We start from the raw sequence: 21667 nt of genomic DNA on the forward strand, positions 1-21667 counted from the left end.
TCAAGAAACTTTTTCGACAGTCACCTTTATGGATTTGCTGATAGGAGTCTGACTCTTGTCTGCAAACTGATTGTGCGGGACCAATAAATTGGTCTCCGGGAAATAGGCAGCCATATTCCCTTTGGGAATTTCGTACGGAATCACCAAAAATTGTTCTGCTGTACGTTGGATGTCGTCATAAAGACTGTGCAAGTTAACCACATCCAATTTGTTGAGGTTTCTATCTTTCATATCATCCTCGTGCATAAAAACCACTCTTCTTTCATTATAAATGCCTCGATAGCGATCATTGAGTCCATAAATGGTGGTGTTGAATTGATCGTGGGAGCGAATCGTCATCAATAACAATTCATCGGGTTTAAGTTGATGCTTTGAAAGTAGGTTGATGGTCAACTGTGCCATCCCGTTCGGAAGCATTCGAAAATTCCGTTCGCGAACATTGTTGGGCAAATAATAGCCAAATCCTTTGGATTGTTCGCTGGTATTTTCAAACCCTTTTACCGTCTTATCAATCAAATCGCGAATGAGATTGTAGTCTTGACCCAAGGCCTGCCAATCCATAGGGTGTTCCCCTTTAAAATAGGCATGGGCCATTTGTGAAATAATCTCGGGCTCACTTTTAATATGTTCCGAGGCAGGGGGAAGGAGACCTTTGCTTTGTCTTACTTTTCCCATACTGCTTTCCATGGTCAGGAATTGAAGTTCCCCTTTTTTCTCGTCCTTTTCAGACCGACCATAAGTGGGCAATAAAAGTGCCGTTTTTCCTGTCACTAAATGACTTCGGTTCAATTTGGTGCTGATTTGAACGGTTAGGTTACAATTTTCAATGGCCTCTGCGGTGTATTGCGTATCCGAAGCTGCCATCACGAAGTTTCCTCCCAAACAAATAAAAACTTTGGCCTTTTTCTCGTACATCGCCTTAATGGCTTCCACGGTGTCATACCCTTGTTCGGTGGGTGGGTCAAATTGGAGGTGTTCCTTTATTTTTTTGTTTAAAGTCTTGTTCACGTAATGCATAATGCCCACGGAACGATCACCTTGCACATTACTATGGCCTCGAACAGGACAAGTGCCTGCAAATGGTTTTCCGATGGCTCCTTTCAACAAGAGAATGTTCACATATTCCTGAATGCAGTTGACGGCATTTTTATGTTGGGTGATGCCCATGGCCCAGCAAATCACAATGTTTGATTTTTCTGCTAACAGTTGCACTGCTTTGTCAATTTTACGCATGGAAACACCCGTTCTGCGCTGCAGTTCTTCGATTTCGTATTTGGATAGGTCTTCGATTAATTCGTCATATCCATCCACATATTCCACAATAAACTCATGGTCCAAAATATCTGGGTTTTGCGCATCTAAAGTGACTAATTTTTTCAGGATTAGTTTGGCTAGGGCTACGTCTTCATTGATACGAACAGGAAGATGCAGATCAGCTATCTTTTGGCCATGACCCAAGATACCCGATACCTTTTGCGGATTTTTAAAACTAACCAGACCTGTTTCGGCCAATGGGTTGATGCTGATGACTTTTCCGCCATTCTTTTTACATTTTTCCAAAGCGGACAACATTCTAGGATGGTTGGTACCTGGATTTTGTCCTACCACCAAAACCACTTCCGCACCATGAAGATCATCAAGCGTTACCGAACCTTTTCCAATGCCAAGCGTTTGTGATAAGGCCACTCCTGAAGATTCGTGACACATATTGGAACAGTCGGGCATATTATTGGTGCCAAAAGCTCGGGCGAACATGCCATATAAAAAAGCTGCTTCGTTACTGGATCGCCCCGAAGTATAAAAAATGGCCTCGTTCGGATGGTTCAATTGGTGCAATTCTTCAGCAATCAAATCAAAGGCTTCTGACCAATCTATAGACTCATAATGGATGCTGTTGGGTCGTAAAACCATAGGTTCCACTACGCGCCCCAATTTGTTGAGTTCGTAATCACTCAAAAGTGACAATTCCTCTACAGAATTTTTGGAAAAGAAGTCTGCCCCAATATGATCCTTGGTGGCTTCATCAGCCAAGGCCTTTGCTCCATTTTCACAATATTCTGCTATGTTAGAGGGGTTTTTTGGAACAGGCCAAGCACAACTGGGGCATCGAAAACCATCTTCCTGGTTCATTTCTGCAAGGGTTTTCATGGACTTGGCAATCCCCATCTCCTTGAAGGTATGTCGTAAAGCCTCTTTCACCCCAAGGAATCCAGCAGAATGGTGCATGGGTTCCTTAAGTCGCAGTCCAGTAAATTTGATTTCTCCTGTGAGTGAAACTTTTCTAGTGAATTCTTTTTTCATGGACCTTGAGGATTTTTTTGAAATGTTACCCTAAGTTACGGTATTCCGCTCACTTCTTTTGCTCCAGTAATTTTTTGCTCGTTCGCATATCGGCATAACGAGGATCTTGGATGTAACTTTCTTTTTTCATTTTGATGACCTCAATGCTCAAGAAACCAAATTCTTCCACCACCTTGCCATAAGAACGGTAGATGCCCTTTCCTCTGAAATAATATTTGGCCGCCACGGGAGGGAAGAGCACCGTATCGAATACTTCACCAAATTGATCTACGAAAGTGGCAAAATACATGCGTTTTCCGTCATGGGTCGAAGTGTTTTTCACTGTCACCAGATAGCCATAAATGTCGATGTGTTTGTTGAGATAAGCCTCCAAATCTTTTTGTCCGTTGGTGTTTTTTGGAGGCTCTTCCAACAATTCAAAAGGACTGCAAAGGCAGAAGCCCAAGAGTTCCAATTGCTCAAAAGCGGTCTCCAATTTGGTCGTGTTGAGCTGGGGCATTTGGAATTTTTGATGCCTGGGCGGAAAGAGCTTCGGGTGTTCCAATCGGTCGTTTTTGGAGAGCATCAAATGGGCTTTCCAAAGCAGTTCGTGCTTATTGATTCCCGTAAAACGAAATGCATCAATACGGATCAAAATGGAAAGTTGTTCCATACGGATGAACACCCGGTCCAAGAAATCTTCCAAAGAAGTAAAACTTCCGTGGAGCATGCGCTCTTTCAGGATACGTTCCATGACCCTGTTTTCCAAATCACGGAGGTACATCATTCCCAAATAAATATGCGTGCCATAAATGCGGTTTACGGCCATGCTTTTGTTCACGCAAGGCGGATGAATGGTGGCGCCCAGCATACGAGCATCGTGCACATAGAATTCCGAACGGTAAAATCCACCACCGTTGTTGAGTACGGCGACCATATATTCCAAAGGAAAATAGGTTCTCAAAAACAAACTTTGGTAACTCTCTACGGCATAGGAGGCAGAGTGCCCCTTGGCAAAAGCATAGCCCGCAAAACTGGCCACTTGGTTCCATATTTCCGAAATCAAGGATTCTGCGTAGCCCTTTTTTCTGCAATTGGAAATAAACTTGTCCTGCACTTTTTGAAACTCTTCTCGTGAACGGAATTTACCGCTCATGCCCCTGCGGAGCACGTCGGCTTCACCAAGGTCCAAACCTGCAAAATGATGGGCCACTTTGATCACATCTTCTTGGTAGACCATGACCCCGTAGGTGTCGGGCATAATCTCCAACATAATCGGATGTGCTTTTTCTTCGGTTCTGCCCTTGTTGCGATGGCGCAAAATATATTCCCGCATCATACCACTTTTGGCCACGCCAGGACGAATAATGGAACTGGCAGCCACCAAGCCCAAATAATTGTCGACCTGTAGTTTTTTGAGCAACATGCGCATAGCGGGCGACTCCACATAAAAACAGCCCATGCATTGCGCGGTTTTGATCAGGTTGTTGATCACGGGGTCTTTTTTAAATCCCTTGATGTCGTGAATGTCAATGTCCCCAAGTTTTTCAGGTTGATTGTAGGCTACAATTTCCAAGGCTTCCTTGATCTTGCCCAAGCCGCGCTGACCCAAAATATCAAACTTGTACAGCCCCACATCCTCGGCGATGACCATATCGTATTGCGTGGTAGGGAATCCTTTTGGTGGTAAATGGGTGGCCGAAAACCAATGCAAGGGTTTGTCACTGATCAAAATTCCCCCTGCGTGAATGCTCAAATAATTGGGTTTGTTCTTGAGTAAGCTGCCGTATTTCAGTACGAGTTTGGATACATGATCTAATTGGTCGAGGGAATATCTCCCTGTCAACAGAAAATCAATGTCTTGTGGAGGCAGCCCGAATACTTTTCCCAATTCCCGAATTACGCCCCGTTCCTTAAAAGTAACGTAGGTGCCGAGTAGGGCTACGTGTTCAAAGCGTTCAAAAATGTATTCCGTCATGGCAGGACGATCTTTCCACGAAAAATCAATGTCAAAATCGGGTGGATTGGCGCGGTACAGGTTGATGAATCGTTCAAAATAGAGGTCGAGTTCCATGGGGTCGACATCCGTAATGCGGAGCAGGTAGGCCACAATACTGTTGGCGCCACTACCTCTACCCACATAAAAGAAGCCCTGTCTTCTTGCTTCGGAAACAATGTCCCAATTGATTAAGAAATAGGAGACAAACCCCATTTTTTTGATAAGATCCAGTTCTTTGTTCAACCGACTTTTGATGGAATCGTTTACTTCCTCATACCGATATGGGAGTCCCTCGTCACAGAGTTTTTCCAAAAGTTGCTCGTCTTCTTCCACGCTTCCCAAAAAAGTTTTCAGGTTTTGGGGCTTTCTGTCCTTGGAAAAATCAAAGTGGATGCTGCACTTGTTGAGCAGTTTCTCCGTGTTTTCCAGAATAAAGGGGAACTCTGAAAATGCCGCAGCCAGATTTTGGATGGGATACATTTTTTCTTCCTCATTGGCTTCCTCTTCCTTTGGAAGTTTGCTCAATAGTACATTGTTGTCGATGGCCCGGAGCAATCTGTGGGCGTTAAAATCCTGTTTGTTCCGAAAGGTAACGGGCTGTTGTACCACCAATTTTTTAGTCAGCGATGCCAATTTGGAAAAGGGAAGCCTCCGCAGATCTTTGATGGAGATTCCGATGAATTCATGTTCCTGAAAATGGTCAAGCTCATTGAGCAATACTTGCTCGAAAGGATAAACCACGAACACGTTCTTAAAAGCAGGGGCGCGGTCAGGAATCTTGGAACCATCATGAAGATGGCTGGACAAAAAATCATTCAGTTCCAGGTACCCCTCATTGTTTTGGGCAATGCCGATAAAGCAGGGTTCGGTTCCATTCCTAAAATCAATCCCCAAAATCGGTTTTACACCAAATTTGGGGGCTTTTCGAACAAAATTCAATCCCGCAGAGGTGTTGTTGATGTCCGTGAGCACCAATTGGGTCACGTGGTTTTGTTGCGCCAATTGCAATAGCTCCACTTCCGAGAAAGTCCCGAACCGTAAACTATAATATGTGTGGCAGTTTAAATACAATTGTCAGTTATCAATTATCAATATTTCAATTATGAGGTCGAGCTGTCATATCGAACGCAGTCGAGATATGAGACCGACGTATAAAAAACACCTCTCGACTGCAGTTCATCTTGAGCGTAGTCGAAAGACTTGAGGTAACATTTGGTTATTGTTTATTGGAAATGGTTCATTGTTTACTGTTTTCGATGAGCCAGAACCACTGGCGGTTCCCCATTAAAAGGATTGTGCATACTCCCGATGGTTTTTGCTCCCATGGCAGAGGCGCGCAGTACGCTTCGACTTCCAAACCGATTACGGACATGGTCCATGGCTTGGTAAAGGTTCAAGGTCTCTTCCGTATCCTCAAAAAGGTTGATTTGGTAATTGCCCGAGACCAAATGACTGAATCGAATCCCGATGAGACGTATCAACATTCGTTTGTTGTACAGTGAATTGAACAGTTCCAAAATTTTTGGGATAAGGGTATGGTCAGCACTTGTGTACGGAATCCGTGATTGTTTGGAATAGGTGTTAAAATCGGAATACCGAATCTTTACGGCAATGCAGGCGGTCAATTTATCACCTCGACGTAGCTGGTAGGCCAAATTCTCGGTCATAGCAATCAAAATGCCCCTTAGTTTGATGACATCGATGGTGTCCTTATCAAATGTTCTTTCGTTGGAAATGGATTTTCGGTCATGAAACGGGATTACGGGTGTATCGTCTATGCCATTGGCTCTTTTCCAAATAACTTGGCCGTTGGCGCCCAATACCCGTTGCATAATGTCCATGGGCATATCCTGAATGGTCTTTACCTGCCGTATGCCCAAATTTCTGAGGGTTTGATAGGTTTTGTCTCCTACCATCGGAATCTTTTTGATGGAAAGCGGCGCTAAAAAAGGCTTTTCCAGACCAAAATCTATTTTAAGCTGATTGTTGGGTTTGGCCTCATTGGTAGCCACTTTGGAAACCACTTTGTTCACGGATAATCCGAATGAAATGGGCAGGCCTGTTTCCCGAATGATTTTCTGACGCATTTCCGTGGCATATTTGTAGCAGCCAAAAAAACGATCCATTCCCGATAGGTCGGCATAGAACTCATCAATACTCGATTTTTCAAAAAGGGGAACATGTTCCTTAATGATTTCGGTAACCACATCCGAATATTTGCTGTAGGTGCCTGCATTGCCACGAATCACCACGGCCTCTGGACAAAGTTCCTTGGCCATTTTCATGGGCATGCCCGAATGCACCCCAAATCCACGGGTCTCGTAGCTACAAGCGGCCACCACACCACGGTCACTGGTGCCGCCTACCAATAAGGGCTTATTTTTAAGCTCTGTATTGATGATGCGCTCCACGGATACATAAAATGTATCCAAGTCTAGATGCAAGATCGTTTTTTCCATTGTTTAATTGAGGGAAAGCTAAATTATGGAATAAATCCAATAAAAAGGAAATAATCCATAAAATAGATATGAACAACTTTCGGTGCCCTTTTTCCGAAAAATCATTATATCTTTGTCACGTTGTGTTGGATTCCAGTCGCGATGATTGGGATCAGGTTGAAGCATCAAACTGATGCTCGCCAATGAAAGGCTTTCCTTTTGGAAGGCTTTTTTTGTTTGTGAGACCGATAGGTCGAACAAATTCCGCTGTAGAGCGGAATCTTTTCTTAATGAATTAAGTCGTAATGAGGCCTCTCGACTGCGCTCGATATGACCGCACAATCTAACAAATATGTCAACTTCCAGAAACGCTATGCGCTACATGGTGCACCAAAGAAGCGGCCAGTTTAGCCGTTTGTCCATCAACATCAAACTTTGGGTTCATTTCGGCAATATCCATACTGATCAACTTGCCCGATGCAATAATGGGTTTTAGGCATTCCAAAACCATATGAGGCGTAAAACCCATAGGTGAGGGTGCACTGACTCCAGGTGCAAATGCCGAAGAGAATCCATCCAAATCAATGGTGACATAAATATGGTCCACATTTTTGGTAAATGCATTGATCCAAGTGGTGATTTCAGCCAAAAGTGGAATTTGGAAGGTGTCGTTCATCACGTAGATTACATCAAGATCTTTGGCTGTTTGGAAAAGGTTTCTGTCATTGGCATCTTTGCGGATACCCAAGCAGAGGTAATTGAAATTGATACTCTCTTTTTTACAATCCTTGGCAATTTGAAAGAATGGAGTTCCAGAATTACCTTGTTCGGCGTTTTTCTGCAGATCAAAATGAGCATCAAAATTGATGATTCCGATAGTTTGCCCCTCTCTTTTTGAATCTAGATATTTTTTGATGCCGTGGTAATGGCCATAGGCCATATCGTGTCCACCTCCCAAAACAATTGGGAATTGTTTCTTTTCCAAAAGGGTCGTCACTGATTCCGCAAGTTGTTCTTGGGCGGATTCCATATCACTGTTGGTGCAGGTAATGGAACCCACATCGTGCAACAGTACATTGCTCCCCAAATGATTGGGCATTTTCCCAAAGCTACTTTTAATGAGGTCAGGGCCCTCTGCCGCTCCAACTCGACCTTGATTACGGTGTACCCCAGCATCACAGGCATAGCCCAAAAGGGCAATGGATTTTTTCTGGGCTTCGGGAAGCTCATCCAAGGGCGTGCAATGCACTTTTTCGTGCAAGTACAGCCATTTATTGGTGATTTTTCCTATCCAAAGATTCTTTTTCGGGGGTTCGTAGTGTTTCATCACATTAAAAAAGCTGGTCCAAAATATCCGTTTCTACAAGATAGGGCAAAGTTACCTTTAAATTTGGGGAGCGCTCCATTTCTCGTTCAATGGCAAATCGGGCCTCTTTGTTTCGTGCCCAACTTCTACGGGAAATACCGTTGTTCACATCAAAAAACAGCATTTTTCTCAATCGGGTGGAGGCTTCTTCGGAACCATCGAGCACCATACCAAACCCTCCGTTGATCACTTCGCCCCAGCCAACACCGCCGCCATTGTGAATAGAAACCCAGGTCGCACCTCTAAAACTATCTCCAATCACATTTTGAATGGCCATATCGGCGGTGAACTTACTGCCATCGTAAATGTTGCTGGTCTCTCGAAAGGGAGAATCGGTTCCGCTTACATCATGATGGTCACGCCCCAACACCACGGGAGCGCTGATTTCCCCCTTGGCAATGGCCGTGTTGAAAGCATCTGCAATCTTACTGCGTCCCTCGGCATCGGCATAAAGGATTCGAGCTTGGGAACCTACTACCAATTTGTTCTGTTCTGCTTCCGAAATCCATTTGATGTTGTCCTGCATCTGCTGTTGGATTTCTTCGGGCGCTTCGGATTTTATCTTTTTCATCACCTCAAGGGCAATGGCATCCGTTTTTTGAAGGTCTTTTGGGTCACCCGAGGTGCAGACCCATCGGAAGGGCCCGAATCCGTAATCGAAACACATGGGCCCCAAAATATCCTGTACATAGGACGGATACCTGAAATCGATATTGTTTTCAGCCATCACATCACCGCCTGCTCGGGAAACTTCCAATAAAAAGGCATTGCCATAATCAAAAAAATAAGTGCCCTTTGCGGTGTGCTTGTTGATGGCATTGATTTGTCTTCGCAACGATTCCCGTACTTTTTCCTTGAAGGCTTCGGGATTGTCAACCATCATGGCATTTGATTCCTCAAAAGAAAGTCCAACGGGATAATAACCGCCCGCCCAAGGATTGTGTAACGAGGTTTGGTCGGAACCCAAATGCACAAAAATGTCCTCTTCGTAAAAACGTTCCCAAACATCCACCACATTGCCGATGTACGCCAAGGAAACCACTTCTTTGTTTTCAACGGCTTCTTTGGTGCGAACGACCAACAGGTCCAAATCCACCAAAAGTTCATCCACCCAACCTTGGTCGTGGCGTTTTTTGGCAGCTTCGGGGTTGACTTCCGCGCAAATAGTAATGCCTCCTGCAATATTCCCAGCCTTGGGTTGGGCACCGCTCATGCCGCCAAGTCCAGCAGTCAAGAAAATCTTGCCTTCGGGGGATTCGTTTTTTTCCAACACTTTTCGGAATGCATTCATGACCGTAATGGCGGTTCCGTGCACGATGCCTTGAGGGCCAATGTACATATAAGATCCAGCCGTCATTTGTCCGTATTGAGTAACGCCAAGGGCATTGAAACGTTCCCAATCGTCGGGTTTGGAGTAGTTGGGAATCATCATTCCGTTGGTGACGACCACTCTTGGCGCTTCTTTGGAGGATGGAAAAAGCCCCATCGGGTGGCCTGAATACATGTTCAAGGTCTGCTCATCGGTCATTTCCGCCAAATATTTCATGGTGAGTAGGTACTGTGCCCAGTTTTGAAATACCGCTCCGTTGCCCCCGTATGTAATGAGTTCCTCGGGATGTTGTGCCACAGCAGGGTCCAAATTGTTCTGGATCATGAGCATGATGGCCGCCGCTTGATGTGTTTTCGCAGGATATTCAGAAATTGGTCGTGCATACATCTCATAATCGGGCTTAAACCGATGCATATAAATGCGACCATAGGTTTTTAGCTCCTCTGCAAATTCTATTGCAAGCTCTTTGTGCCAAGCCTCGGGAAAATAACGTAGCGCATTCTGAACCGCCAGTTTTTTCTCTTCGTTGGAGAGAATATCTTTCCGTTTTGGCGCTGGATTTCCATTTTTGGGATAGGCTTTTTTGGGAGGAAGTTGCTCGGGTATGCCTTGAAGTATTTGTGTTTTGAAATGTTTTTTTTTCATTAGTAATTAAGAATGATTTGTCATTCCTGTGAAAGCAGGAATCCAGAATAGGGTAGTGGATTCCGCATCTCGCTTCGACTACGCTCAGCAACCGTGCGGAATGACAAAGTTATTTGTAAACGTTAATTCCTTTTTTCCAGACTTCGCTTGGCTTTAGTTGTCCTTGGTGGTAGGTGATTTCTTGGTAGTTGTCCGTCGGGAAAACCACAAAGTCTGCCTGTGCTCCTTCTTCCAATTTTCCTCGGTCTGTCAAACGCAAAGCCGCTGCGGCTCTGAAAGTGATACCGGCCAAAACTTCGGTATTGGAAAGTTTCTCAAAAGTTCCCAATATACTGGCTTGGGTCAAAAGGTCGCCCATGGGAGCGGACCCTGGATTGTGGTCGCTGGCAATGGACAAAGCGCCGCCGGCATCCAAAATTTTACGAGCAGGGGTGTAGGCGCATCCTAAACCGATGGACGCCCCAGGCAATGCCGTGGCAATGGTGTTGCTTTTGGCCAGCAATTGAATCTCTTTTTCGGTGCTGGCTTCCAAATGGTCGGCACTTACGGCTTCAAAATCCACCGCTACTTGACTACCTCCCGTAGTAAATTGGTCAGCGTGTACGGTGATATCGAAACCCATTTCCTTTGCTTTTTGAAAATACGGTTTTATTTCCTCTGGAGAAAAAGCACTTTCTTCCACAAAAGCATCCACGCGCTTGGCCAGATTTTCTGCTTTGATGATAGGGAACAATTCATTGATGATAACGTCCAAATAATCCCTGTCCTGATTCCAATCTTTGGGTTTCATGTGGGCCGCTAAACAGGTCGGGACCAAGGTTGCAATTGTGGTTTCATTCGCCGTTTTGATGGCGCGTAGCATTTTCAATTCTTCATCCACAGAAAGGCCATAACCACTTTTCACTTCGATGGTGGTAACGCCATTCTTGAGATGTTTTTTATTTCTGGTGATAATTCCCTTAACCAATTCTTCTTGTGATGCCTTACGTGTTTGGGTTACGGTGTCCCAAATACCACCACCTGCCTTGGCAATCTCCAAATAGGTTTTTCCAGCATTTCGGTAGGCGTAATCGCGGGCACGGGTCCCTCCAAAACATATATGGGTATGGGAGTCCACAAAACCAGGTAGGCAGACATGGTTTCCATCGATATGGTGAATGTGGAAATCATCGGATTTTAAATCATCAAAAACACCGACTTTGAGAATTTTTCCTTCGGAAACCAAAATCCCCCCATTTTCAATAATGGTCAGCTGCTCATCTTTGAGCGCTCCTTTTAAGGGGAGTCCTGTCATTGGTAGTAATTGCGTAAAAGGTCCTATTAATAATGGTCTGCTCATTTTAGTATGTTTCAAATTCATCAAGATGTGGGGTGTTCCACTTCAGTTTTTTTTCATCCATCACACGGTCCACCAAATCGATGATTTCCCTGTTTTGAATGATTTCGATTCCTTTTTCAATGTCATCTGCAAAAACACGGTCGTTCTCGGCAAAGGCTACCTTGGTTCTCAGAAATGTATGGATTTCATCCAACAGAATGCCCGATTTCAATGGTTTTCTGTACTCAAAGGCTTGTGCTGAGGTCAACAATTCAATAGCAAGGATTTTCTCCACATTTTCAATTATGTTGAGCGCTTTTCTACCACTGATGGATCCCATACTCACATGGTCTTCTTGTCCCAATGAAGTCGGAATGCTGTCTGCACTGGCAGGGAAACACAAACTTTTGTTCTCGCTCGCCAATGCTGCGGAAGTGTATTGTAAAATCATATAGCCCGAATTGATGCCCGTATCCTTCATCAGTAATTTGGGAACACCTGGACTGTTGCCTTCTAGTGCCAAGTAGATACGTCGGTCGGAGATGTTTCCGATTTCCGAAGCGGCCAAAGCGGCATAATCCAAGGCCATGGCCAAGGGCTGACCGTGGAAATTCCCCCCACTGATGGTCAATTCATCATTTATGATGACAGGATTGTCCGTAACCGAATTCAGTTCGATTTCCAACAATTCTTTCAAATGGAGCCAAGCATTACGGGAAGCACCGTGCACCTGTGGCATACAGCGAAGGGAGTAGGGATCCTGCACTCGTTCGCAATCAATATGGTCTTCCAAAATCTCTGAACCTTGGAGCAGGGTTCGAATCCTGCCCGCTACGTGTTGGTTGCCTTTGAACGGACGCAGTTCATGCAACTCCTCAAAAAAGGGCTTCATGGAACCTTGAAGTCCCTCCAACATCATAGCGCCGATAATGTCGGCATGTCGCAAACAATATTGTAGTTTGTGAACCACCATTACCCCATGTGCAGCGATAAATTGGGTCCCGTTGATCAAAGCGAGTCCTTCTTTTGGGCCTAACTCCAAAGGTTGTAATCCGTTTTGTTCGAAAAGTTCTTTTGTTGGAATGGTCTTTCCTTGATATTCTACCTTGCCGAGGCCTATCAATGGTAAAAACAAATGGGATAGTGGAGCCAAATCGCCAGATGCACCAACCGAACCTTGGGAGGGAACCACGGGAATGGCATCGTTTTCCAAATGCCAAAGCATGCGTTGCAAAGTAGTTTCAGCAATACCCGAAAAACCTTTCGCCAAGGCGTGGATTTTAAGAATGAGCATGATTTTTGCCAACTCCGTGGAAATGGGTTCTCCCACACCCACACTATGACTCTTTAATATATTGGATTGAAGGATTTTGGTGTCTTCCTTTGATATTCTTGTACTGCACAAGGGGCCAAAACCCGTATTGATGCCGTACACTGTATCGCCTTTTTCAACAATACGCTGTACACGTTGGTAACTGGCATTCACATTTTTGAGGCATTCATCGGTAAGAATGCCTTTTATGGTGCCATGGGCCATGCCCAAAGCTATGCTTGCGGTTAGATGGTCTTCTCCAAATTGAAATGTTCGGTCTATCGCCATGTTTTTTCTTTTGAATAAAGTTAAAGGTTATGATTAATAATTACCAATACTTATTTTTGTAATAATCAATAACTATGAATTATCAGATAGAGCTTCGACATTTCATCTACTTTTTGGCCGTGGCCGAAGAGCTTCACTATAGAAAAGCTGCCGAAAAGTTGTTTATTTCCCAACCTGGTTTGAGTACGCAAATCAAACAGATGGAAGAAATATTGGGCACTCAATTGTTTGTTCGGGACAAGAAAAAAGTAAGCCTCACACCTGCAGGAGAATATTTAAAAAAGGAGGTGGAATTTATCTTGAATCACCTCGAACAGACCAAAAAGCAGGTAAAACTTATCGGGGATGGACAATTGGGAGAGGTGCGCATCGGCTTTTTGGGTTCAGCCATGCAAAATGTAGTGCCTAATTTATTGTTGGGTCTAAAGGAAAAGTTTCCAACGGTCCACACGACTTTGGAAGAGCTTTCCAATCGGGCGCAAATCAATGCAATTTTGGCGGATCGATTGGATTTAGGCTTTGTACGATTGTCCCGCGTGCCCAAAGGATTGGATGTGAGACCTGTTTTTGAGGACACCTTTTCATTGGTGCTGCCCGTGGACCATCCTTTGGATGAAGCCAATTTTAAGAACATCAATCAAGTGGCGGATGAGGATTTTATTCTCTTTTCCCAAGATTACAGTCCCATGTACTACGATACGGTGCTCAGTATTTGTGAGGATAGTGGATTTGTTCCGAATGTGTCCCATAAGTCAGTTCATGCACAGACCATTTTTAAACTGGTGGAGAACAAATTGGGTATAGCCATCGTGCCCACCACGCTTCAGCATGGATTTCAGATGAAAGTAAAATTCATCGAAATGAAAAAAATAAAACAACGTGCGGTGTTGAGCATGGTATGGAAAACGGATAATAGTAACCCTGCGCTTCAAAAATGTATGAACCTCCTTATGAAATTATGATGGCAAGGTTTTGCAGCGTAACTTTGGAATTCGTCAATTCGAGTGATTTTTGGAGTGAAACGAAGAAAATTTTATCGAGAATTGTTATTGAAACGTAGTTCTCGATACTTTTCCTAAAGGAAAAACTCGAACTGACGTTTCGTCAACGAACAAAGTTTTTAAACAAAGACTTAACTTTTTATAATTATGATTTTTGATTTGATCAAGGAACGAAGAAGTATTTTCCCTCCACAATATATTGATAAGCCCATCGCCAAAGAAACTTTGGAAATGATATTGGAAGCAGCCAATTGGGCACCTACCCACAAGAAAACGGAGCCATGGCGTTTTAAAGTTTTGACAGGGGAGAAGAAGCAGGAGCTGGGGATTTTCCTATCCAATAAATATGAGGAAGTAGACCCAAGTCCAAAACAGATGACCATTAAAAAACTTCAGTTTAATCCCTCCAATTCGGGAGCGGTAATCGCTATCTGTATGCAACGGGACCCAAAAGAAAGTTTGCCCGAGTGGGAAGAGATTGCCTCTGTGGCCATGGCGGTCCAAAATATGTGGTTATGCTGCACTGAACTGGGTATTGGCAGTTATTGGTCTTCGCCCGGACTTATCAAGTTTATGGGTGAATTCTTCGATTTGAACGAAGGCGAAAAGTGTTTGGGCTTTTTCTATATGGGTTATTTTGATGGAGAGGTTATTCCATCTGCAAGAACACCCATTGCTGATAAAGTGGAATGGTTTGACTAACTAAACGTAAACAGGTCGCCCGCGTACTTGATCGTAATGTAAACGTAAAATATAGCGTAAAGAAGGGTTACGACAAACTTCATAAAAGTACCTGTCAAAAAACCTAGAAACGAACCAAAAGCCGCCTTCATGGCGGTTTCTTTATTGGCCTTGTTCAGCAATTCTCCGACCAATGCACCAATAAACGGCCAGATTATAATTCCAAGTGGACCAAATATTGGGACGAAAATCGCAACAAGTAAACCCACAATGGTTCCCCACATACCTGCTTTGCTGCCACCGAACCGTTTGGTTCCCATGGCGGGAATCACATAATCCAAAACTGTAATGGTGATGGCAATGACAAAGGTAATCACGAGTACCCACCAATTATCGGGTACCGCTTTGGTCAAATAGAGCAACAGCAGTCCTACCCAACTTATGGGCGGACCTGGCAGTACGGGCAAAAAACTACCCAATATCCCGACCAGCATCAAAAGAAACCCTAAAATGAGCAATGCAATGTCCATGGCTGTGTTTTACTGTTAGACAAATGTAGCCGACAATTGTTACAAACAAAATCAAAATAAAACCCTACCCTTTGTTTTTTCGTAGGTACATTTGAAACCGATTATCAAAAGGTAATGGAGCCGAGTAAAACACATACAAAAACAAGGTTTATCCGAACAGGATGTACTGCCATGTGCCTGTTTTATTTGCTCGGACTTTTTAATAGTCTTGTATTGGAAACCCTTCATGAGGTTTCTCACGCGCTATCCCCCAAAACGCACCATCATAACTTTGCTTCGGACCACGAAGCCATTGATTATTCATCACTGGAGGCCATGGCAGGTCACTCGCACGAAGCTTTGGAAGCCTTAAAGGATTTGTTGGAGGCCAATCAACCCGGTGAGCAGGAATCCAAGGATGAACTCAATTTTAAATTGGATAAACATTTCGTTGAAGAAACTGGTGTTACTTCTGAAATAGCTATAAGACCAATTGGTCAAAGCAATTGGGAATACCAAACCTTAACTTCCTTATGGTGTCAACGGGTAACCACACCCCCTCCGCAACACAGCTGAAAAATGGGCTAGGCCAATTTTTATGTACGGGTTTCAATCTTTTGGAACTGGTCTAGTACCTCTATTGTTTAGAGCGATTTACTCAAATTAAATTTTAAAGACAACGACATGAAATATTTTATGGCGGCATTGTCCATGCTGTTCATGGGCACCATTGCTGCACAAAACGTAAGGGGAAAACTGGTGAATGAAAACGGTTCCCCCATTGAGGATGCTGGGATTTTCAACAAGACCAGTGGTCAACATAGCCATACCGACGGAACAGGACATTTTGTTCTGGATAGAACTTCGGTAAACGACACGATTTACTTTTCCAGATTAGGATATGCCACGCTGACCAGAGTGATGAGTGAAACGGATCTACAGGATCCGATGACCATTGTTCTTGAAGAGAGTTCTATTTCTTTAGATCAAGTGGTTTTGGTATCCGAAGTGGATGCCTTGAGCCGAGTGGTGGATGTGGATGTAAAAACGAATCCTGTAAAATCGTCCCAAGAAATTTTAAGAAAGGTCCCTGGCCTGATTATTGGCCAACACGCTGGTGGCGGAAAAGCAGAGCAAATATTCCTGCGAGGCTTTGATGTGGATCACGGAACCGATGTAGCCATCAATGTGGATGGTATGCCCGTGAACATGGTGTCGCATGCCCATGGTCAAGGTTACGCGGATCTTCACTTTGTTATTCCAGAGACCATTGAGAATGTCAATTTTGGCAAAGGCCCCTATTATGCTGACCAAGGGAACTTTAATACAGCAGGTTATGTCAATTTGAGGCTTAGGAAAAGTTTGGACGAGAGTATGCTGTCCACCGAAGTGGGACAATTTGGTGCCCGCAGGTTTGTAGGGATGTTCAATGTTATGGATAAACAGAACAGCAATGCATACCTGGCCTCCGAACTGTATTTGACGGATGGCCCGTTTGAATCACCGCAGAACTTCAATCGAATCAATATATTGGGAAGATACCGCTATGCCCTGCCAGGTGATCAGGAACTTTTGTTGACAGCTTCGCACTTTTCCAGCAAGTGGGATGCATCGGGCCAAATCCCTCAACGTGCCGTGGACCAAGGTCTCATCAGTCGTTTTGGAGCCATCGATGATACCGAAGGCGGGCAAACAAGTAGAACCAACTTCGTTTTGAACCATAATAAAAATTTGGGTACGGGAAAATCACTCAATACCATGGCTTTTGTTTCGCATTATGATTTTGAGCTCTACTCTAACTTCACTTTTTTCTTGGAAGACCCTGTGAACGGTGACCAAATCAGGCAGTTTGAGGACCGAATGATGGCAGGGGCCAAGACAGTTTTTCAGAACAATTCGGCAAGTTTGGGCGAAATGGGATTTAAATATAATGCAGGAATCGGTTTCAGATATGATAATGTGGACGATATCCAATTGTCCCGCACCTTGAACCGTCAGGAATTGTTGGAGCGTTTGGCCTACGGCGATGTGGATGAGGTGAACAGCTACGCTTTTGCTGGTGTAGAGTTTAAATCAGGCAAGTTTACGTTTGAGCCTGCGCTACGGTTGGACTACTTTAGGTTCGATTACATCAACAAGATGAGCGAGCTGTATGATAGCCGAAGCGAGGAAAAAGTCGCGTTTAGCCCTAAGGTCAATACCATTTACAGTCCAACCGAGAATACTCAGTTTTTCTTGAAAACGGGAATTGGTTTTCACTCCAACGACACCCGAGTGGTAGTGGCGAACGGAGGCGAAGAAATTCTGCCAGCTGCCTATGGGGTGGATTTGGGGACCATCATAAAACCAGCCGATAAACTGGTCCTGAATGCCACCTTATGGACCTTGTTCTTGGATCAAGAGTTTGTGTACGTAGGGGATGCAGGTATTGTGGAACCTAGTGGAAAAACCAGACGGATCGGCCTCGAGGTAGGGGCAAGGTACCAACCATTGGATTGGTTGTACCTATATACGGATGCCAATTATACTCACGCTCGTAGCACAGAAGAAGCTGATGGTCAAGATTACATCCCGTTGGCACCAGATTTCACCATGGCTGGTGGACTTACTTTAGGGGGAAGTCAAGGTTTTTCAGGTGGAATCAATTACCGTTATATTGATGATAGACCAGCCAACGAGGATAATTCCATTGTGGCCGAGGGCTATTTTGTGACCGATGCCACACTCAACTATACACTAAAGAATTGGACGTTTGGACTGATTGTGGAAAATCTGCTCGACACCGAATGGAACGAAACACAGTTTGCAACGGAAAGCCGTTTGTTCAACGAACCGAACTCATTTGAAGAGATTCATTTTACACCGGGAACGCCTTTCTACTTGCGTGGAAAGCTTACCGTGACCTTCTAAATAATTATCCGTCAGTTTAGTACGCTGGCGGATTTTTTATCCACTTTTTAACTAAATAATTAGTTTAAACTAAAAAATTAGTTATATTTGTTTCATGTTGAACTAAAAAGTTAGTTAAAAATGAAGCAGCTCACCAAGGCAGAGGAAGAAGTAATGCAGCTATTATGGCAATTAAAAAAGGCCAATGTCGCTGCCATTTTAGAGGAATTGCCCGAACCCAAACCAGCCTATAACACGGTTTCCACCATCATTCGGATTTTGGAGGATAAAGGTTTTGTTTCCCACGAAAAAGTAGGAAAGGGGCATGTGTATTTTCCGTTGGTTCAAAAATCGGAGTACAGCAACCAACGCTTGAAGACCTTGGTCGATGGCTATTTTCAAGGGTCGTTTTCCAGCATGGTGTCCTTTTTTATGAAGAAGAACGATATCAGCCTAAAGGAACTCGAAGAAATCATGAAGAACATTGAAGACGGGGAAAAATGATCACGTACATTCTAGAATCTTTGGCTTTTCAACTGGTCTTTTTGTTGACCTACGACCTTTTTCTAAAGAAAGAGACCTTTTTTCAATGGAACCGTTTGTATTTGTTGGGCACATTTGCCCTCTCGTTGGTGTTGCCTTGGATCAAGGTAGAGGCTCTCCAAACCACCATGCCTCAAGAATTGGGGGCCACAACGGTGTATCTGACCCAATTGGATGGGGTTGTATTGGGGCCAGAGACAAGTGAACCAGGCTTTTTGGCAAGCGTTCCATGGCCGTATTGGGTGTTGGGCGCAGGATGCTTATTAGCATCACTTTGGTTTGCCTATAAATTGCTTCGTTTGAACCAAATGCGCAAAAAGGGTTCGGTTACCTATTACAACGATTTTACCAAAATATCTGTACCCAAAAGTGCTGTGGCCTTTTCGTTCTTCAGGAACATTTTTATGGGGGAGAACATAAAGAAAAACAATGAGCCCAACATTTTGGCGCACGAATTGGTACATGTACAGCAACTACATTCCCTCGATCTCCTCTTTTTTGAAATGGCACGCATCCTATTTTGGTTCAACCCATTGGTGTATGTGTATCAAAGTCGAGTGGCCGAACTGCACGAATTTATTGCTGATGCCAAGGCCGTAAAACATGATAAACAAGCACATTTTGAAATGCTATTGTCTGAGGCTTTCAATACCCAGAACATCAGTTTTGTCAATCAATTTTTTACTAAATCACTAATCAAAAAACGAATAGTCATGTTACAAAAAAAGCAATCCAAAGCCGTTTGGCAATTAAAGTATGTGTTGTTGTTGCCCTTAGTTTTGGGAATGTTGGTGTACACTTCTTGTGAGGTCGGGAAGGAGGATAATTCACAAGAAATCGATTCAAGTGTTCCATTAAAAGCACAAAAACTTTCTTTTAATGAGGTTGATGAGGTGCCTATTTTTCCAGGCTGTGAAGATGCGGCTGATAAAAAGGCTTGTTTTCAGGAAAAAATGCAGGCACATATCCGTAAAAACTTTCATTACCCAGAAGTGGCTCAAGAACAAGGTATTCAGGGCAGGGTTGCCATATTGATTAATATTGGAATGGATGGCTTAATCAATGATATAAAATTAAAGGGTTCAAATTCTTTACTTAATGATGAAGCTCGCAGAATAATGGAAAAGTTGCCGAAAATGCAACCGGGGATTGATCAAGGACAGGAAACAGAAGTACTTTATTCAATTCCTATTACTTTCAAATTATCTGATTCTGATGAAGTAGATAAGTCAGCCGATAAAAATTCAGAAAGTGTTCCATTTGCTGTTATAGATGAAGTTCCTGTTTTTCCAGGCTGTGAGGATGCTGTTGATAAAAAAGCTTGTTTTCAAGAAAAGATGGTAGAACATATCCGAAAGCACTTTAGATACCCAGAAGCTGCCCAAGAGCAGGGAATTCAGGGTAGGGTTGCCTTGTTGTTTACCATCGACACAAATGGTGAAATAACATCCATTAAAAAGCGTGGTCCTGATCAATTGCTAGAAGATGAAGCGGTACGAATCATAGAAAGGTTACCTTCAATGCAGCCTGGTAAACATCAGGGACAAGTAGTAAAAGTCCCTTTCTCAATTCCCATTACATTTAGGTTGCAAACCCAACCCGAAGGCACCACTGTTAATGGTTCCAAAGATTATATGTTGGTAAGTGCCAGCAAAATTAGTAAACAAGGGAAGACCGTATTTGAAGGAGTTGTAACGGACAAAGAATCCTTGGGGTTATCTGGAGTTGTAGTTTCCATTGAAGGAAAAGAAGCTGGGGTTATGTCAAATTTTAATGGTGTTTTCTCATTGGAAGTCGATGAAGATGATGTGGTAAAGTTTCAATATGCAGGGCTTCCGAACAAAATGGTCAAGGTGGCTGATTTTTAAAATAATCACAGTCTAAATCTTCTGCTTAATGTTAAGGGTAATGCCAATTAGTATTGCAATTTTTTTGTTCTTGTTCAAAGTCGGTGCGCAAACATCGGCTTTGGCCGTTGCGGATAGTTTGTATGCTTTGGGCAACTACACGGCAGCCAACAATCAATATGCAAGGGTAGATTCACCAATGTCCAGCATTCAGATTGCACGCTCGTACAATGCCATCGGAAATTATGAAAAGGCCATTGCGCAATATCAGGCTACTTTGCAATCCCATCCCGAATTGAGCATTGCCCAATTTGAACTTGGCAAACTCCTGCTTAAAACCAAAAATACGGATGCTGCCTTAGCAGCTTTCAACGCATTGATCAACCAAAAACAGGAAAACCCTGAGTATTATTATTACCTCGGACGTACTTTGGAAACCCGAATGAATCAAGAAAAAGCCAACCAAGCATTCCGAAAGGCGGTAGCATTGGACAGTACCCATTTGCGAAGTTTGTACGCTTTGGGAAAATACTATGTGGGTCAAGAAATCAGGGATTCCGCACTGGTCTATATCGACCAAGGACTTCGTTTTTATGAGAATGATGTGGCCATGATCAACCTAAAGGCGCAGGCCTATTATAATAATGGACAGTTTAAACTTGCCATTCCCCATTTTGAACGATTAATGGAACTCGGAGAAACTCGTCCCTTTGTTTTAAAACGCTTGGCTTTTTGCTATTTCCGAGCCTACAAAAACGAAGAGGCTATAAAAACCTATCATATGCTGGCGATGGACCCTTGGTCTTTGGCCGATGCCTATTCTGGGTTGGGAGATGTCTATTTTCAGGAAAAGCAGTTGGATAGTGCCCAATTTTATATTGAAAAGTCCATTGAAGAACGTACTGCAATATTTGATCAAGAATATGCCGATTTGGGCCGCATTGCTCGAATTCAAGGGAAAACCAAGCAAGCACTGGATCTCTACACCAAGGCTTGGGAAGAAAACAAGGACAACTACTACAATTATTATCAGGTTTGTATTTTGGCCGACGAATATTTTAAAGACCCCGAAACAAGACTGGCCTACTACGAAAGGTTGCTGCAACTATATTCCGATGCAGCCCCATTTATCGCGGAGCGGGTTAAAAAGCGCATTTCCGAAATAAAGGAGGAAATACACATGGCTAGCAATTAAATTCTTCAAATTATTGTAATTTCAGC

At 43.6% G+C, this 21667-nt stretch carries 15 protein-coding genes; 7 read left to right on the forward strand and 8 right to left on the reverse strand.

Translation table 11 applies throughout. From position 1 onward, the window contains the following. The 7 genes from ABT310_RS08130 to hutH all read right to left on the reverse strand — a co-directional run bounded on the left by ABT310_RS08130 (position 1) and on the right by hutH (position 12976). Positions 1 to 2301 carry an FdhF/YdeP family oxidoreductase gene (locus ABT310_RS08130; RefSeq protein WP_375323405.1) on the reverse strand — a complete coding sequence of 767 codons (2301 nt, stop codon included), beginning with the start codon at positions 2299 to 2301 and terminating at the stop codon, positions 1 to 3. 49 nt (positions 2302 to 2350) lie between these two features. After that, the gene (locus ABT310_RS08135) at positions 2351 to 5350 is read right to left on the reverse strand and encodes a DNA polymerase III subunit alpha (protein WP_375323406.1); all 3000 of its coding nucleotides are present in this window, start codon (positions 5348 to 5350) and stop codon (positions 2351 to 2353) included. A 173-nt stretch (positions 5351 to 5523) separates the two neighbouring features. Further along, positions 5524 to 6738, reverse strand: coding sequence for a DNA polymerase IV (gene dinB / locus ABT310_RS08140; protein ID WP_375323407.1), 1215 nt, complete (start codon positions 6736 to 6738; stop codon positions 5524 to 5526). Between the two features lie 334 nt (positions 6739 to 7072). Continuing rightward, positions 7073 to 8044: a formimidoylglutamase gene (hutG, locus tag ABT310_RS08145; RefSeq protein WP_375323408.1), complete on the reverse strand. Its 972-nt coding sequence runs from the start codon at positions 8042 to 8044 to the stop codon at positions 7073 to 7075. 4 nt (positions 8045 to 8048) lie between these two features. Further along, complete coding sequence (locus tag ABT310_RS08150) at positions 8049 to 10058, reverse strand: urocanate hydratase (protein WP_375323409.1); 2010 nt, start codon at positions 10056 to 10058, stop codon at positions 8049 to 8051. Between the two features lie 109 nt (positions 10059 to 10167). Further along, positions 10168 to 11397, reverse strand: a complete 1230-nt coding sequence (gene hutI, locus ABT310_RS08155) for an imidazolonepropionase (RefSeq protein ID WP_375323410.1) — start codon at positions 11395 to 11397, stop codon at positions 10168 to 10170. Between the two features lies 1 nt (position 11398). After that, a complete protein-coding gene (gene hutH, locus ABT310_RS08160; RefSeq protein WP_375323411.1) occupies positions 11399 to 12976 on the reverse strand; it encodes a histidine ammonia-lyase in 1578 nt (525 codons plus the stop codon). A gap of 74 nt (positions 12977 to 13050) precedes the next feature. Here hutH and ABT310_RS08165 point away from each other — a divergent pair, with 74 nt between their 5' ends. Next, the gene (locus tag ABT310_RS08165; protein ID WP_375323412.1) at positions 13051 to 13938 is read left to right on the forward strand and encodes a LysR family transcriptional regulator; all 888 of its coding nucleotides are present in this window, start codon (positions 13051 to 13053) and stop codon (positions 13936 to 13938) included. A gap of 186 nt (positions 13939 to 14124) precedes the next feature. Further along, positions 14125 to 14679 carry a nitroreductase gene (locus ABT310_RS08170; protein WP_375323413.1) on the forward strand — a complete coding sequence of 185 codons (555 nt, stop codon included), beginning with the start codon at positions 14125 to 14127 and terminating at the stop codon, positions 14677 to 14679. On the opposite strand, the gene ABT310_RS08175 is transcribed toward ABT310_RS08170, so the two are convergent. Further along, positions 14676 to 15188, reverse strand: a complete 513-nt coding sequence (locus ABT310_RS08175) for a DUF456 domain-containing protein (protein ID WP_375323414.1) — start codon at positions 15186 to 15188, stop codon at positions 14676 to 14678. The genes ABT310_RS08170 and ABT310_RS08175 overlap by 4 nt on opposite strands. 114 nt (positions 15189 to 15302) lie before the next feature. On the opposite strand from ABT310_RS08175, the gene ABT310_RS08180 reads away from it, so the two are divergent. From ABT310_RS08180 to ABT310_RS08200, 5 genes are all read left to right on the forward strand, one after another. Beyond that, positions 15303 to 15743, forward strand: coding sequence for a hypothetical protein (locus ABT310_RS08180; RefSeq protein ID WP_375323415.1), 441 nt, complete (start codon positions 15303 to 15305; stop codon positions 15741 to 15743). Between the two features lie 108 nt (positions 15744 to 15851). Beyond that, positions 15852 to 18077 (forward strand): TonB-dependent receptor, encoded by a 2226-nt coding sequence (locus ABT310_RS08185; protein ID WP_375323416.1) that lies wholly within the window; start codon positions 15852 to 15854, stop codon positions 18075 to 18077. A 120-nt stretch (positions 18078 to 18197) separates the two neighbouring features. Next, entirely contained in the window at positions 18198 to 18560 is a 363-nt protein-coding gene (locus tag ABT310_RS08190; RefSeq protein ID WP_375323417.1) for a BlaI/MecI/CopY family transcriptional regulator, read from the forward strand. Further along, positions 18557 to 20467 carry a TonB family protein gene (locus ABT310_RS08195; protein WP_375323418.1) on the forward strand — a complete coding sequence of 637 codons (1911 nt, stop codon included), beginning with the start codon at positions 18557 to 18559 and terminating at the stop codon, positions 20465 to 20467. The genes ABT310_RS08190 and ABT310_RS08195 overlap by 4 nt, the downstream gene beginning before the upstream one ends. A 40-nt stretch (positions 20468 to 20507) precedes the next feature. Further along, positions 20508 to 21641: a tetratricopeptide repeat protein gene (locus ABT310_RS08200; protein WP_375323419.1), complete on the forward strand. Its 1134-nt coding sequence runs from the start codon at positions 20508 to 20510 to the stop codon at positions 21639 to 21641. The last annotated feature ends 26 nt before the right edge of the window (positions 21642 to 21667 follow it).

This window comes from Flagellimonas cixiensis, from assembly GCF_042134615.1.
In the GTDB taxonomy this organism is placed as follows: Bacteria; Bacteroidota; Bacteroidia; order Flavobacteriales; family Flavobacteriaceae; genus Flagellimonas; species Flagellimonas cixiensis.

Coding starts and splice junctions, on each gene's coding strand:
- ABT310_RS08130 (WP_375323405.1), bottom strand. CDS start 2,301: ATGAAAAAAGAATTCACTAGAAAAGTTTCACTCACAGGAGAAATCAAA.
- dinB (WP_375323407.1), bottom strand. CDS start 6,738: ATGGAAAAAACGATCTTGCATCTAGACTTGGATACATTTTATGTATCC.
- hutG (WP_375323408.1), bottom strand. CDS start 8,044: ATGAAACACTACGAACCCCCGAAAAAGAATCTTTGGATAGGAAAAATC.
- ABT310_RS08150 (WP_375323409.1), bottom strand. CDS start 10,058: ATGAAAAAAAAACATTTCAAAACACAAATACTTCAAGGCATACCCGAG.
- hutI (WP_375323410.1), bottom strand. CDS start 11,397: ATGAGCAGACCATTATTAATAGGACCTTTTACGCAATTACTACCAATG.
- hutH (WP_375323411.1), bottom strand. CDS start 12,976: ATGGCGATAGACCGAACATTTCAATTTGGAGAAGACCATCTAACCGCA.
- ABT310_RS08165 (WP_375323412.1), top strand. CDS start 13,051: ATGAATTATCAGATAGAGCTTCGACATTTCATCTACTTTTTGGCCGTG.
- ABT310_RS08170 (WP_375323413.1), top strand. CDS start 14,125: ATGATTTTTGATTTGATCAAGGAACGAAGAAGTATTTTCCCTCCACAA.
- ABT310_RS08175 (WP_375323414.1), bottom strand. CDS start 15,188: ATGGACATTGCATTGCTCATTTTAGGGTTTCTTTTGATGCTGGTCGGG.
- ABT310_RS08180 (WP_375323415.1), top strand. CDS start 15,303: ATGGAGCCGAGTAAAACACATACAAAAACAAGGTTTATCCGAACAGGA.
- ABT310_RS08185 (WP_375323416.1), top strand. CDS start 15,852: ATGAAATATTTTATGGCGGCATTGTCCATGCTGTTCATGGGCACCATT.
- ABT310_RS08190 (WP_375323417.1), top strand. CDS start 18,198: ATGAAGCAGCTCACCAAGGCAGAGGAAGAAGTAATGCAGCTATTATGG.
- ABT310_RS08195 (WP_375323418.1), top strand. CDS start 18,557: ATGATCACGTACATTCTAGAATCTTTGGCTTTTCAACTGGTCTTTTTG.
- ABT310_RS08200 (WP_375323419.1), top strand. CDS start 20,508: ATGCCAATTAGTATTGCAATTTTTTTGTTCTTGTTCAAAGTCGGTGCG.